Annotated in this window: 12 protein-coding genes and 1 other annotated feature; all 12 genes read right to left on the reverse strand. The window is 36.6% G+C overall.

Features of this window, described 5'->3' with window-relative positions; translation table 11 throughout:
- Positions 1-97: 97 nt before the first annotated feature.
- The 12 genes from HHT355_RS12065 to HHT355_RS12120 all read right to left on the reverse strand — a co-directional run bounded on the left by HHT355_RS12065 (position 98) and on the right by HHT355_RS12120 (position 14,567).
- A complete protein-coding gene (locus HHT355_RS12065; RefSeq protein WP_103203702.1) occupies positions 98-1,171 on the reverse strand; it encodes an HD-GYP domain-containing protein in 1,074 nt (357 codons plus the stop codon).
- A gap of 153 nt (positions 1,172-1,324) precedes the next feature.
- Positions 1,325-1,972, reverse strand: a complete 648-nt coding sequence (locus tag HHT355_RS12070) for an HAD family hydrolase (RefSeq protein WP_103203703.1) — start codon at positions 1,970-1,972, stop codon at positions 1,325-1,327.
- 51 nt (positions 1,973-2,023) lie between these two features.
- Positions 2,024-2,206 (reverse strand): DUF951 domain-containing protein, encoded by a 183-nt coding sequence (locus tag HHT355_RS12075; protein ID WP_103203704.1) that lies wholly within the window; start codon positions 2,204-2,206, stop codon positions 2,024-2,026.
- Between the two features lie 384 nt (positions 2,207-2,590).
- The gene (locus HHT355_RS12080) at positions 2,591-3,949 is read right to left on the reverse strand and encodes a glucose-6-phosphate isomerase (RefSeq protein WP_103203705.1); all 1,359 of its coding nucleotides are present in this window, start codon (positions 3,947-3,949) and stop codon (positions 2,591-2,593) included.
- A gap of 108 nt (positions 3,950-4,057) precedes the next feature.
- The gene (locus HHT355_RS12085) at positions 4,058-5,233 is read right to left on the reverse strand and encodes a hypothetical protein (protein WP_103203706.1); all 1,176 of its coding nucleotides are present in this window, start codon (positions 5,231-5,233) and stop codon (positions 4,058-4,060) included.
- A 166-nt stretch (positions 5,234-5,399) separates the two neighbouring features.
- The gene (locus tag HHT355_RS12090; protein WP_103203707.1) at positions 5,400-6,845 is read right to left on the reverse strand and encodes a PEGA domain-containing protein; all 1,446 of its coding nucleotides are present in this window, start codon (positions 6,843-6,845) and stop codon (positions 5,400-5,402) included.
- A gap of 102 nt (positions 6,846-6,947) precedes the next feature.
- Positions 6,948-8,033: a protein kinase family protein gene (locus HHT355_RS12095; RefSeq protein ID WP_103203708.1), complete on the reverse strand. Its 1,086-nt coding sequence runs from the start codon at positions 8,031-8,033 to the stop codon at positions 6,948-6,950.
- A gap of 349 nt (positions 8,034-8,382) precedes the next feature.
- Positions 8,383-9,750, reverse strand: coding sequence for a CCA tRNA nucleotidyltransferase (locus HHT355_RS12100; RefSeq protein ID WP_103203709.1), 1,368 nt, complete (start codon positions 9,748-9,750; stop codon positions 8,383-8,385).
- A 73-nt stretch (positions 9,751-9,823) separates the two neighbouring features.
- Positions 9,824-11,260 carry a proline--tRNA ligase gene (proS, locus tag HHT355_RS12105; protein ID WP_103203710.1) on the reverse strand — a complete coding sequence of 479 codons (1,437 nt, stop codon included), beginning with the start codon at positions 11,258-11,260 and terminating at the stop codon, positions 9,824-9,826.
- Between the two features lie 90 nt (positions 11,261-11,350).
- Positions 11,351-11,567, reverse strand: a binding site (T-box leader).
- Between the two features lie 13 nt (positions 11,568-11,580).
- A complete protein-coding gene (gene ytvI, locus HHT355_RS12110; protein ID WP_103203711.1) occupies positions 11,581-12,669 on the reverse strand; it encodes a sporulation integral membrane protein YtvI in 1,089 nt (362 codons plus the stop codon).
- 199 nt (positions 12,670-12,868) lie between these two features.
- Entirely contained in the window at positions 12,869-13,681 is an 813-nt protein-coding gene (locus HHT355_RS12115; RefSeq protein ID WP_103203712.1) for a cytidylate kinase family protein, read from the reverse strand.
- A gap of 310 nt (positions 13,682-13,991) precedes the next feature.
- The gene (locus HHT355_RS12120; RefSeq protein WP_103203713.1) at positions 13,992-14,567 is read right to left on the reverse strand and encodes an ATP-binding cassette domain-containing protein; all 576 of its coding nucleotides are present in this window, start codon (positions 14,565-14,567) and stop codon (positions 13,992-13,994) included.
- Positions 14,568-14,576: the final 9 nt, after the last annotated feature.

The following is a 14,576-nucleotide window of genomic DNA, read 5'->3' on the forward strand; positions in this document are numbered from 1 at the left end:
CAAAGAGCCTAAAAAAATAAGCCGTCCCTGATATTAAGTCATCATCATACTTAATATTCATCGGGCGGCCTGTATTTTAGTATATTATTAATTTGAATTATAAAATTGTATCTATGGATAAATTATGCTCTTTTGACAAATCAATAAATGTATCTCCACATCGGATAACAGGCTTTGATAAAGCAAATTTATTAATCATTACAACTTCTCCTTCCCGACCGTCGCTTAGACGCACCTTATTGTGGAGATAACATTGCATTATTCTTTCCAAAAATACCATTAAATAACCGGGATCAAATTTTATAAAGCCTTCTTTTTCAAAACTTTCAACTACGTCAAAGGGGCATATGGCTTTCCTGTATATACGGTTTGACGTCATAGCATCGTATACATCAGCAATAGCCACAATTTTTGAAAAATTATCAATCTGTCCGCTCTTGAAGCCGTTTGGATAACCGGATCCGTCACATCTTTCATGATGCATCAGGGCGGCATATTTGATGCGGACATCAATGTCCATATTTTTCAGTACCTGAAAGCCTTTGATAGTGTGAAGCTTTACCTCTTCATATTCGTCTTTGGTCAACTTACCTGCTTTTGCAATAATTTCCCTTGGTACAAGCATCTTTCCGATATCATGAAAAAGACCGGCCAGTGTGACTATCCTCGTTTCTTCTTTGGACATTTTTAGCCAACCGGCAAAAACACTGCATATAAGGGAAACGTTCAGACTATGAACAAAAGTCATGTCATCATAATCTCTAATCCCATGCAACATTTCAAATATATGTATACCGCTTCTGCCTTCGTTAAGAATTCGGTCGGTTTCCTTAAGAAGGTTATCTATATCTACTTCGCTTTCACCATTTGCCATTTTATAAAAGTTATTTTCAATTTCAGATATGGTTTCGACATATGTACGATTAAATTTTTTAAATTCCGGTGTATTACGAAGCTTTTCAAGATAGGATTCTTCCTGGTTGTTAATTTCAATCGGGTCCCGTTTATAAACCGATAAACCACTTATATTATAAAAGCGAAGCTTTGTTATCATCCTTTCATCAAGTCTTGTACCTTTTGTAATAATAAGCTGGTCATTTGAGGTATAAACATCGGCTGCTACTATCATACCGCTTACCGCTTGATCTGTTCTTATTCTAATAGCTTCCACTATCTATCACCCCGATTTTATCATTTGCAAATTACCTGTAAATAAGTATACATATAAATACTAATATTTACAATAGGATTAATAAATATTGTGGATAATTCTATATTACACTGAAATTTTTTATCTATATTTAACATAAAATATGAATAATTTTTATAAATTAATTATAATATCATATAGTTCTTCCACAGTTGCCGCAATATAATCCGCACCGGCTTCTTCCAACTCTTTCCTGCTGCCAAAACCGTATAAAACTCCGATTGAAGCAATGCCTACGGCCTTTGCTCCCAATATATCGTATTTACGGTCTCCCACCATGACTGTCCTGTCCAAATCTGTTATTGCATTCTTCTCCAAGGCATATCTTATAACCGCTTCCTTGTCTGCCCTGCTGCTGTCAAATGTGGCTCCGCAAATATCGTCAAAATAATGTTCCAGATGAAAACTTTGAAGTATTTTAACGGCATATTCTTCAGGCTTTGATGTAGCAACAATAAGATACTTTCCTGCCTGTTTTAATTTAGTCAACAGACTTTCCATACCATTGTAAAGTTTGTTTTGATATATACCTTTTTCTGCATAATATTTTCTGTACTCGGCAGTTGCTTCCTCGGCTTCATCTCTGCTAAATCCGTAATATTCCATAAATCCTTCTCTTAATGGAGGTCCTATATGCTTAGTCAAACTGTCTAAATCTTCAACAAAAATATTCATGGCCCGTAATGCATATTGAATTGATTTTGTTATGCCTTCTTTAGGATTAGTAATAGTTCCGTCCAAGTCCATCAAAATGTAGTCCATATATCTTTCCTTTCATGCCTGTTTTATTTCGAGTATAAATTCAAAATGCTATTATTTAGGCTTTCTAACCTGTTTAATACTTTTTTCTACTTTCTTTCTCGGGATCATAATCTGGTGCCCGCATCCCAGACATTTTAGCCTAAAATCCATGCCTATCCTCAAAATTTCCCATTCATAACTTCCACAAGGATGGGGCTTTTTTAATTTTATTATCTCACCTACATTGAGATCCATTCTTGTCCCTCCCGTTATTTTCTAATCAATATTAGTATCCATAGTATACCATAACCGTCATAAAAATGAAAATCTATTTCCTGTCTGTCGCAAATATAAAAATGAGCAAAACAATTCGCTCCTTTCATTGAAAGGAGCGAATTGTCTTATCTATGTTAAGCAGCCGAATATTTCTGGTATGGTATCAAGGCAGTAATCTGTATGCGCTTGGTAAAATGTGAAAGGGATTCGGTTGCGAATAATCAATGATATGTATACATATCTGATCTTATTTCCCTTTCCAGATTACTGCACTGTATACCAAGTTACTTACTATATTATACTCTTTTTAATCATAAATGGTGACTTATACAAAAATAAATCAAGCCATCATTTATATATTAATTATTCTTCTCCCAGTCTATTAAGAAGCTCTTTACGCTGATTTTCATAACCCGGTTTTCCGAGAAGAGCAAACATATTTGATTTATAGCTTTCTACTCCCGGCTGGTCAAAAGGATTTACTCCCAAAAGATAACCGCTGATACCGCATGCAAATTCAAAGAAGTAGAATAACTGGCCAAGATAATATTCATTTTGCTCCGGCACGTTGACCATCAAATTGGGTACATTGCCGTCCGTATGAGCAAGCAAAGTTCCTTTCATGGCACTCTTGTTTATAAAGTCGACACTTTTTCCTGCCAGATAATTCAGGCCGTCCAAATCTACCTCTTCTTCTTCAAGTATAATTTCAGCCGAGGGTTTTTCCACATTTACTACGGTTTCAAATATAATACGCTGGCCATCCTGGATATACTGACCCATGGAATGTAAATCCGTGGTGAAATCCACCGATGCCGGGTATATCCCCTTTTGATCCTTGCCTTCACTTTCTCCAAAGAGCTGTTTCCACCATTCGGACACATAATGAAGGGAAGGTTCATAATTAACCAATATTTCTATGTTCTTACCTTTTCTAAGAAGAATATTTCTTACGGCAGCATAAAGTAAAGAATCATTTTCTTCAAAAGGAGCCTCCAGGCAGTGCTTTCTCATGCCGGCTGCCCCTTCCATAAGTTTGCTTATATCAGCACCGCTTACAGCTATAGGAAGCAGTCCAACCGCAGTAAGTACCGAATAGCGTCCTCCTATGTCATCCGGTACGACAAAGGTCTCATATCCTTCTGCGGTAGCAAGATTTTTTAATGCACCCTTTGCCTTATCAGTTGTGGCATAAATTCTTTTTGCGGCTTCTTCCTTTCCGTACTTGTCAATCAGCATTTTCTTAAAAACACGGAATGCTATAGCCGGTTCTGTCGTGGTTCCCGACTTACTGATTACATTTATGGAAAAATCCCTGTCACCTATTACATCTTTAAGATGACTCATATAGGTACTGCTGATATTGTTACCGACAAAATATATTTCAGGAGTCTTTCTGATTTCTTTTGAAACACTGTTATAAAAACTATGCCTTAAGAATTCTATAGCAGCCCTTGCGCCCAGATAAGAGCCTCCGATACCTATAACAAGCAGCACATCTGAATCATTCTTGATTTTTTCTGCGGCTTTTTGAATACGGTCAAACTCTTCTTTATCATAATTAACGGGAAGATCAATCCAACCCAGAAAGTCCGAGCCTTGACCTGTACCTTTAATAAGTTGTTCTTTTGCCAAATTTACAGCTTCTTTCATCATATCAATTTCAGCCGGGCGAATAAACTTTTTTGCCGAAAGATAATTGAAGCTGACCTTTTTTGTCATATGTCCCCACTCCTTATATTTTTTAATATAATAACAAACCGGATCTAAAGATTCAATCTTTTGTATGTTCTCAAATATAATAAATGATAATATAATACAGCTTTAATCTCAAGCAAAAAATTCCCTTAAAACATCCTCAATAAGTTTTTCTTCTTCCGGGGACATATTCATAAATAATTTACTCTCATACTTTTCATTATCTTTATCTGCGGCTTCTTCCTTATCCGCAGCTATTTCTTCAATGCTGTCTTTAATTTGTTTTTCCTCCGCAGCAAAATTATCATCCTTAAACGGTTTTTCGCCGGCTTTAACGGTATCATCTGTATACATATCTTCTTTAAGACCTTGTAAATCATCTCTTAAATCATTTATAGATTTTTCTTTCTCTTCTTTCTCCTTGTATCTTAACTCGTTTTGACGCTGCTTTTCTTCAGCCTTCTTTATCAATTCCTCTCTGCGGCGCATAAGAGCTTCTCTTTCTTCCCTGAGCCTGCGAAGCTCTTCTTCTCTGCGTTTAGCCGCAAGCATTTTTCTTTCTTCCTGCAGTCTTCTTTCTTCTTCTTTTCTGGCTTCTTCCAATTTACGTTTTTCTTCTTCTTTTCGTAGTGCTTCCAGCCGTTTTTCTTCCTTCTTTCTTCTTCTAGCCTCTTTTCGGCTTATTTTTTCGCTGCGTTTGTCAGCTTCCTTGTCCGCTTTTGAATCCTTTAACCCAACCGCATTAAGGAAATCCTTTCTGTATTGCTCCAATTTTTCAGGTTGGGTAAGTTCATGTTCCATTCTAACTTTACAGAAATTCTCAAGGTAATCCAGAAGATTTAATCGTATTACCTGTTTTTTTACCGGCAAATTTATCATTTTATCCACAAAAATTAAAACTGCGCCTGCTAAAATACCCACAGCCCCTGTGTATAAAATGTTCTCACGATCCACATCGTAAATAACCCCGAAAACAGCACTAATCGGAATGATTAAGAAGTTAAGATATAAGACTTGTCCACTTAAGTTTTCCCATGTGGATAATAATAATCCACAAAATCTATACTTTGTCATGCTTTTATCCACAAAAGTATCCACATTATTCACACCGATATTAAGTTTATAACAGGTTTCAAATTTCATTTTCATGTGCTTTAATAATTTATTCTTAGTAGTCCCCAGCTTGTCCGACTGTTTTACCAAATATATGTAAACTATATCCAAAATTAAACGGAGGACAATACCCAGACCGCATAAGCCAGAAAAACCATAGATAATATAATTTTTGTCATAAAACTCCCGAATCATAAAAACCCCTCTCTTTTCCATAATTTTACATATATTATAGCTTGTATAAAGCTGTTTGAAAAGAGAGGGATAAAAGAATCGGTAGACATAAACCTATATTAAATTTTATAAAACGATTTCATATTATAAATTTATTATTATTTTCTCAAAATACAACAATTTTCTTTTACCGGTCCGGTTCCAAATCAGGTAAACTGATATAAGTGTCCATTCCGTCATCTGCTATATCAATAGTATAGCTTTTTGTCTGATATCCTTGCTTTATAAATGTCAGAACATGTCTTCCTATAACCTTTTGGAAGCTTCCGGGTGAAACTCCTTTATATTCTCCGTTAAGATAAACCGAAACCCCTTTCGGATTCTGAATATAAATAAGATGCTCTTTATCGACAATGGGGTCCTCATCCGAAGTTTCATCAACCGGTATTTCTATGGTTTCAGCATCATCTTCCCCTGAACTTTGCTCCCTGTCCCAATTATTATATTCAATATAATCTGATTCATCTGTATTACTTCCCGGGATTTCTACAACACTTACGCTTTCCCTGCTCTTAAGTTCCGGAAGAATTATCTGAACTTTCTTTTCCGATTGATCTACTTTAAGGCTGCCGCGATAAGTAGCATATCCTCCTAAAGATACCTCTATTTTATGCTCTCCGTACATAAGCTTAACCGGACTTGCATATAAAGTCAGCTTTCCGTCTATAAACAGATCCGCCCCTAAAGGTGAAATTTCAAACACAATTTGTCCGTATCCCGGCCCCAGGTCTCCAAGGGATACTACCGTTTCTTCATTACGGTTAACGGTAACATTTTTTGTCCCGCTGTATGCCCCGTTTTCGGCAGTCAGATTATAATTCCCTTCACGAACAGTTACAATCATATTTTCAGTAATTTTTTGAACTGCTTCATAGCCTATTGTTACACTGCCTCCCAAAAAGGCGTCACAATCAATCAATCTTACCGTTCCGTGCCCTTTTATTACTTTTACAGACCATACGATTTCATCAATGCCTCTTACAGTCAATACGTCCTGTTCTGTAATATCTTCAAGACTTATAAATACATCATTATCTGTCACAATTGGGGATTCATATGTATACTTTTTGCTTGCTATTTTTATAGTCTTATCTGAAGAATCTATAAGCATATTATTAACCCCTATATATTCCCAGGCTTTTAAAGACGGCTGCAAAGCCAAAATCTTGTTTTTACTGCTTTGACAGGCAATATCAACAATTTGGCCCATCTCAAGCTGGCCTGCGGTTATAGGCTGGCCGTATTTGTCGGTAATATTTGATCCGCCTGTATAATATAAAACTATTTCTTCTTTTTTGTCTATATCAAATAATTTTATAGACTTATCCGATGTATTAACCTCTAACACAAGGGCAGTTATATTTTTGTCCGCTTGATTATATATAGAGGAATTTTCTTCTTCTTTTGTAGCCGGATTGCTGATTGTCTGTCTTAGCACAGGCTTTTTACTTTTTCCGGTTTCCATTAAAGCAATAAATAAAACAAAAGTAAAAAAAGACAGACCGATTAGCAGGCTCATAATCGGCCCGATTTTAATCATGAATTTTTTATTTTTGCCTCTTACATTATTCATTATGGTACCCTCGATCTATATTATCCTATGCATAATAATTTAATAGGTATTATAATTATATCTTAATAATCTGTCTCATACAATCCCTTCAACTTACCCATATTAAAGAATACTTTCCAATTTTCGCAAAAATACAATTCTCTTTGAATTTTGCTCCCCAACACTGCTTAGTTTATTTATATTTCTATCCGATACCCAAACCTTCTTGCCGTTAAAATAAAAATTCGTTATCTTCCAGAATTTTTCCGGATATAATAAAAGAATATATAAAATCCTAAGTTCTCCTTTAGAAATAGGCCGAATCCGGTCATAAGATTCTATTATATTATTTCCATATAAAATATCCCAATCGTTTTTTTCCATAACTTTTCTAATAAATTGGTATAAGTCAGCTATCTGCAACCCAATTCTGGCTTTTTCAAAATTGGTTGTGGCCATTGATTTACTCCACTCGGGGGATATATCGGCAGCCGATATGGATTGATTGTTCATCCATCCTGAAGGACTTGCCTTAGATAAGGCTTCTCCTTTGCTTTTTAACATAATTATATTGTGGTAATTGTAATTGCCGTGTGATACCGACCGATTTTTCACAGCCTCGTCCATAAGTTCCCGGTAAGAAGAATCAGCAAGCTTTTTTGCCGCCTCAATACCCTGGGCATAAAATTCCTCATAATAATTCAAAAAAAGAAGATCAAACTCATTCTTTTGCCTTTTGTCCCTGATGTATCCTCTGACACGCTTAAGCTCTCTGTTTCGTTTTTCAAAAGTTTCCTGCAGGTTACTTTCAATATTATGCTCAATTTGCTCAGCGGTAAAATCCACACCGTTTAATATGCTGTGAATCTTTGCAAGGTTGGCAGATGCCATCTCCACCTGAGAAAGCTCTTTAAGGTTGCATTCCTCACCCCAAAACCAGTTCTTAACTATGTAACGGCACCCGGATTGGTCCTCTGCTATAATGTCATCATCTATAGTTTTGACATACAAATCAATATTATGAAATCCGTGCATATAAAGATGTTCTTTAACAGTATGTTCGAACATTGCACGGTTCCTTGAACCTTCATAGCATTTAAATAATTTAAGGCCACAATCGGTTTCAAGCAAGTAGGCGCCCCTTGCCCTATATATGTTATACACCTTTAAAGGATATTTCTTTAATGCCTCATGACATTTTTCTTCCACAGCAAATCCACCCCCGCAAACTGATAATATCCGTCTACTAATATTATGATATGTCTAATAAATTCATGAATAAAACAAATAATTTTACCGGATAAACTCTAAAAAATTTTATTTTAATTAATTAATCCTAAGGGATGCATACGGTTAAAAAAATTCAAAATACGAGATTTATACCCGGAAATACGAATTTGTACCGGAAAACTTTAATGGCAGTTAACTTAAGCACAATAATAAACTAAAAAAATGTCACAGCCTGTATTTAAAAGACATATTAGCCAAATACAAGCCATGACATTTCTCAGCTCAAACTTAATATTTACGCTCCTATATATTTTAGCTTAAAGCCTCTTTATTTACCGCCCATATTTTTAGCCATATTAAGCAGTGTTTCCTTATTATTAAGAGACGGGTCCTCAATTACGGCTTCCAATAATTGATTTAAGATAACTCCCATTTCCTTTCCCGGCTTAAAACCTGCTTTTATGAGATCCTTTCCGCTTATATTCAATTCTTTGAGACTGACACACTCGTTTTTTGATATTATTTCGGTATAAAGTTTTTTTGCTTCTTCAAGTTCTTTTAACATATCATCAATGATGTCCGGATTTTTTCCGCATATATCAGCATACATCACTTCAAACAAAAGCGGCATATACTCTTTTCCGACCTTTGATGTGGCTTTTCTTATTCCTTTAGGGGTAAGAGAAAAACGGTAATCGTGCCATCTGATAAGATGAACCACCGCTTCCAATGTGTCGTTGTCAAATTTCAAATTTTTCATTATTCTTTTGGCGGTCTCAGCCCCTTTTTCCTGGTGACCGTGGAAATGATGCTGCCCGTCCTCTCCGACGGTGATTGTTCCGGGCTTTTCAATATCATGAAGCAGCATAGTCCAGCGAAGTATAGTCCTCTCCCTGGGGGCTAACCGGCTTTCGCTTATTTTTCCCGCCACAGCACTTACGGTTTTTATGGTATGCTCTCCGACAGTATAAATATGATGGATGTTTTTTTGGGGTGTTTCCATCATCCGGTCAAATTCGGGCATAATTACTTTGCTGATGCCCAGTTCGTACAAGAGTCTAAGCCTGTCTGGATTGTCCGATACCAGCAGTTTGGTTAGTTCCATTCTTATCCGTTCGGCACTGATGTTTCTAAGTAAACCTGCCTTCTCCCGAATGGCTTTTTTTGTATTTTCTTCTATCTGAAAGCCCAATTGTGCACTAAACCGCACTGCCCGCAATATCCTTAAGGCATCTTCTTCAAATCTTTCAGAAGCATTGCCTACGCATCTGATAACTGCATTTTTTAAATCCTCCATGCCTCCGAACAAATCCACAATTCCGCTATGGGGATTATATGCCATGGCATTAATCGCAAAATCCCTTCTCTTTAAATCTTCTTCTAGTTTTGAAGTAAAGGATACTTCCTTCGGATGACGGTAATCTTCGTATTTTCCGTCAATACGGTAGGTGGTAACCTCATAATGGTCCTTATCCAGAAGAACCGTAACCGTACCGTGCATTATGCCGGTATCTACGGTTCTTCTGAATAGTTTTTTTATCTCCTGGGGCTTGGCTGACGTTGTTATATCCCAGTCTTCCGGATCTTTTCCCAGGATCATATCACGAACGCATCCACCGACGGCATAAGCTTCGTATCCATGCTCGTTTAAGGTATTTATAATATAATGGACTTTTTCGGGAATACGAAATTCCATGGTTACCTCCCTATAAGTGCTTAGAAATAACGTATCAAAACATAAAGGGCTATAGCTTTCTAGGAAGCCATTATTAGTAAGCCTTGCCCCAATAAGCCATAACTTTTGCGGGCTTGCCGCAGCATACGCAATGGTCGTCTATATGTTCCTGCTCAAAAGGCATGCAGCGGGAAGTAGCACCGGTTTTCTCCTTAATGGTATTTTCACAGGCTTCATCCATACACCACATAGCCTTGATAAATCCCGGTTTCTCGTTAATGATCTGTTCAAACTCTTCCATATTCCTTGCAACATAAGTATGAGCATCCCTGTGTGCCCTTGCCCTTTCAAGCATATCTGACTGCATCTTTTCAAGCACTTCTGCAGCCTTGCTTTCTATTTCATCCAAGGATACAAATATTTTTTCTCTGGTGTCCCTTCTTACGATAACTGCCTGATTTGCCTGAATATCTTTCGGTCCTATTTCTATTCTTATAGGTATTCCGCGCATTTCCTGCTCACTGAATTTCCAGCCGGGGCTCTTGTCGGAATCATCCACTTTGACTTTAAAGTCCTTACCTAGTCTGTCTTTAAGTTCATAAGCTTTATCAAGGACACCCTCTTTTTTCTGGTTAATAGGTATAATCATAATCTGAACAGGAGCAATTTTCGGAGGAAGCACCAGGCCGCTGTTGTCACCGTGAACCATTATAATGGCACCTATAATTCTGGTTGACATACCCCAGGATGTCTGATGTACATACTGCAATTGGTTGTTTTTATCCGTATATTGAATATCAAAGGCTCTTGCAAAGCCGTCTCCAAAGTTATGGCTGGTACCCGACTGCAATGCCTTGCCGTCATGCATCAGGGCTTCAATAGTATAGGTTTCCTTTGCTCCCGCAAACTTCTCTTTTTCGGATTTTTTGCCCTTTATCATAGGAATAGCCAGTACGTTCTCACAAAAATCCGCATAAACATTCAGCATCTGAATGGTTCTTTCCTGGGCTTCTTCTGCAGTTGCATGGGCGGTATGTCCCTCCTGCCATAAAAACTCCATGGAACGTAAGAAAGGCCTTGTGGTCTTTTCCCACCTTACTACGGAACACCATTGGTTATATAATTTAGGCAGATCCCGGTATGATTGAATTATATTTGAGTAAAATTCACAGAACAAAGTCTCGGATGTGGGCCGAACGCATAATCTCTCTTGAAGAGGTTCAGCTCCTCCGTGAGTAACCCAGGCAACTTCCGGTGCAAAACCTTCCACATGATCTTTTTCTTTCTGAAGCAGGCTTTCAGGTATAAACATAGGCATATAGACATTTTCCACACCGGTCTTTTTAAATTCCGCATCCAACTGCCTTTGGATATTTTCCCATATGGCATATCCGTACGGGCGAAGAATCATGCAACCTCTAACGCTGGAATATTCGACCAGTTCGGCTTTTTTTACTACGTCCGTATACCACTGGGCAAAATCCTCTTCCATTGAAGTTATTTCTTCAACCAATTTCTTTTCTTCTGCCATAATTTTCTCTCCTTTGATTTATTTCAAATTTTATTATCCTCCATACATCAATGCTTATAATTTTATGTAATAAAAAAAGCCCTTCATCCCGCAAGGGACCGAAAGACTCGGCGGTACCACCCTTATTAGCATAATCATATGCTCACTCTTTACCGTTAACGCCGGTTCTACGTTGTACTTGGGGATTCAAATCCTTTCATACAAGGCTCCGAGGCCGGTTCGAAAACCATTGCATAAGAAGCTCACACCAATTGCTTCTCTCTCTGAAATGCATGTATTTTCTACTTTTCCTCTTCAACGCCGGTTTAATGTACTTAATTTTATTCCAGTTTTGCCCCTTTGTCAAGGGTATAAGACATGGGCTCCTTTTCATTCTGCATTCTTATTACCGTAATGATAATTATTAAGCCTATGGGCCCTAATATAAAGCCTGCTACTCCGAACAATTTTAAGCCTATATACATAGAAATCAAGGTATACAAAGGTTTTATCCCGATTCTGCTTCCGATCAGCTTGGGTTCCAAAACTTCACGAATGATTTGACAGATAAGATATGTTGTTATCAAAACAGCCGCAGCATAAATATTACCGTTTATTAATGTAATTATACTCCAAGGTATAAGTATCATACCGGTACCAAGAACGGGAAGGGCATCAAGCAAAGCGACCCCAAGCCCCAACAGCAAAGCATACTCATTTTTTATTAATATAAGTCCCGTTGTAATACATACCGCAACCAGTGCCATTATAAGAAGCTGTGATCTGAAATAAGCCGCTCCTGCATCGGCCAGCCTTGCGGTTACTTTGGTTAAATCTCGATATATATCCGTATTTTTATATTTGCTTTTAATCTCAGGCACTTCCTTGATAATCAAAGCAGCCGATATAAATATAATCAGTAGGATTCCAACAAAACCAACCGCTCCTATAACAATATAAAATGTTCGGGTGGTAATACCGGGGATAACATCCGTCTTTACCTTATCCACTATCCTTAGCATATGTTCATCTACGACTTTACGAACACTGCCTGCAGCCAAACCGAACACCTCATCGCAACTGTTGCAGATATTATCAAGTTTACCCGCCAGAATGCTTAAGTAAGCCGGTATGTTTCTGAAAAAATTAATGGCTTGCTTTATAAAAATATTTCCAATATAAAACAATGCGACAGATAACAGTACAAACAGTGCAATTAAAGAGACCGAACCAGCGACAATTCTAGGTATTTTAACTTTATTATATAAAAATTCGGTAACAGGCCTTACGATCCAACTTAATATATATGCAACGATAAAAGGTAAAATAAGAGGCAAAATAAAGCGGAAACCCAAATACACACCCAGTACAATAATTGCAAGATTTATAAAAAATCTTGTTCTATCATTCATTCCCTCCCATAATTTCATATTATCACCCCTTAACGGATACTAACGGTAAAAGAGAAATATAAAATTTTAATTTCTCTTTTATCATTAGTTTTTGTTATAAGTTTTTTTATATCCTCGGGGATAATTTGAAATAAAAAGGGAATATTAACTTAATCAGAATTTATTTGAGTAATTTGCTTATTGTTTCATTAACTTAATTTACCGTTCTGATTAATATTTAGTCCTTTACAATTTCTATCTGAACAAAACATGCCTTCAAACCAGGCAAATTTTTTATATTATCAAAATTATCTACAATTATATAACTATCGTCCTGCCGTTTAACTTTTATAATTATATCCTTGTCATAAAAAACGGGCGTTTTATTATTTTCTAAAGCAAGCGTATTTTCATTTTCGGCGGAAATAAAAGAACCTGCTTTCTGATTATCATCAAATTTCAGACGGTTTGGAGATACCAGCATTTTCGGCCTATACTGGGGATTTTCATAAAAGGCTTTGGCTTCTTCCATTATTATATCGGCAATTGTCTGAGGATCGCAGTATGTGCTGTCTATAACAAGATCATAATTCGAAAAATCCATATAATTCAAATTATAAATATCTTTATAACGTATGCTTTCTGTTTTTGCCCTCTCTGCAATCAGCCTTTTTGCTTCTTCAACCGACGAATATTTTTCGACCGCTCCTCTTTGGTCATTCATTATACGTTCGGCCGCCACATCAAGACTTACGGAAACAAAAACTTTAAATGAATGCTCAACAAAATGCCATGCAAGCCTTGAATCAAAAATAATGTTTTTATCTTTGTTTTCCCTGGAAATCCTGGCAGTTTCATCATCAATCATATGATCATATTTTCGGTCGCTCATCATAAGCTGATTAAGCTCAAGGGTACTTAAGTTCATCTGTCTTGCAAGCTCTCTTTGAATTTTTCCTGTCGAGTATACCTCAAAATTGTATTTTTCGCTAAGCAGCCTGGCTACAGTGGATTTCCCACTTCCCAAATTGCCTGTTATTGTAATATGCATAAGCTTACCTTCCTTTTAGTTAAAATTCATTAATGTATTATATATAAATTCTTTATAAAATACAACATACAGTCAAATCCATTTTACTATTGCATAGATGTGCAAAAATTTTGCTACTCTGCCGGACTTAAATATGCATGAAAAACTTTTCTAAGAGCTTTTAATTCTATCATCTGTATTCTATATGTAACTTAAATTCTATTTTTAATTTTAATAGCATCTAAATTATAAAAAATAATAACTTCTAAGTCAGTAAAAAATAAGAGCCGAAAGGCATTTTATTTAATTTAACTTTCGGCTTCTTAACTTTCTAATTCATTGTAACCAGATCGGCTTTAAGCATTTCTACCTCATCTTTATCATGGGTAATTATTATAACCGTCTTTCCTTCCGTCATTTTTTTAACATAGCCTATAACCTGTTTTTTTAACTCAAAATCCAATCCTTTAAAGGGTTCATCCATTATCAGCACATCATATTCCGCTAAAAGAGCCCTTACTATGGCTACCCTTCTTCTCATTCCTCCGCTTAAGGAAGAAACCGGTTTCTTCTCATAATCCGTCAGACCAATTTTATTTAAATTCTTATGAATATAATCCTCAGTAAAATCTTTGCGGCAGACCAGAAAAATATTTTTGACAGCATCCCAATGCTCAATAAGCCGGTCTTCCTGGAAAACCGCCGATATTTTTTTGCCTTGAAGCCCTTCAATATGCCCGGAATCGGCTTTTTGGAGGCCCATCATTATATTGGCAAGAGTCGTTTTTCCTTTCCCAGAGGCTCCCATGAGGCAGGTTATTTTTCCGTTTTTAAATGCCATGGAAACATTGTTAAGAACCTGTTGTCCATTGAAACTTTTATTTAAATTAACTACCTTTATATCCATGGTCCGCCC

Source organism: Herbinix hemicellulosilytica (assembly GCF_002904165.1).
GTDB classification, from domain to species: domain Bacteria; phylum Bacillota; class Clostridia; order Lachnospirales; family Lachnospiraceae; genus Mobilitalea; species Mobilitalea hemicellulosilytica.

What these genes read in the sequence shown, in the direction of transcription:
- HHT355_RS12070 (WP_103203703.1), bottom strand. Translation starts at nt 1,972, where the DNA reads ATGGACTACATTTTGATGGACTTGGACGGAACTATTACTAATCCTAAA.
- HHT355_RS12075 (WP_103203704.1), bottom strand. Translation starts at nt 2,206, where the DNA reads ATGGATCTCAATGTAGGTGAGATAATAAAATTAAAAAAGCCCCATCCT.
- HHT355_RS12080 (WP_103203705.1), bottom strand. Translation starts at nt 3,949, where the DNA reads ATGACAAAAAAGGTCAGCTTCAATTATCTTTCGGCAAAAAAGTTTATT.
- HHT355_RS12085 (WP_103203706.1), bottom strand. Translation starts at nt 5,233, where the DNA reads ATGATTCGGGAGTTTTATGACAAAAATTATATTATCTATGGTTTTTCT.
- HHT355_RS12090 (WP_103203707.1), bottom strand. Translation starts at nt 6,845, where the DNA reads ATGAATAATGTAAGAGGCAAAAATAAAAAATTCATGATTAAAATCGGG.
- HHT355_RS12100 (WP_103203709.1), bottom strand. Translation starts at nt 9,750, where the DNA reads ATGGAATTTCGTATTCCCGAAAAAGTCCATTATATTATAAATACCTTA.
- proS (WP_103203710.1), bottom strand. Translation starts at nt 11,260, where the DNA reads ATGGCAGAAGAAAAGAAATTGGTTGAAGAAATAACTTCAATGGAAGAG.
- ytvI (WP_103203711.1), bottom strand. Translation starts at nt 12,669, where the DNA reads ATGAAATTATGGGAGGGAATGAATGATAGAACAAGATTTTTTATAAAT.
- HHT355_RS12115 (WP_103203712.1), bottom strand. Translation starts at nt 13,681, where the DNA reads ATGCATATTACAATAACAGGCAATTTGGGAAGTGGGAAATCCACTGTA.
- HHT355_RS12120 (WP_103203713.1), bottom strand. Translation starts at nt 14,567, where the DNA reads ATGGATATAAAGGTAGTTAATTTAAATAAAAGTTTCAATGGACAACAG.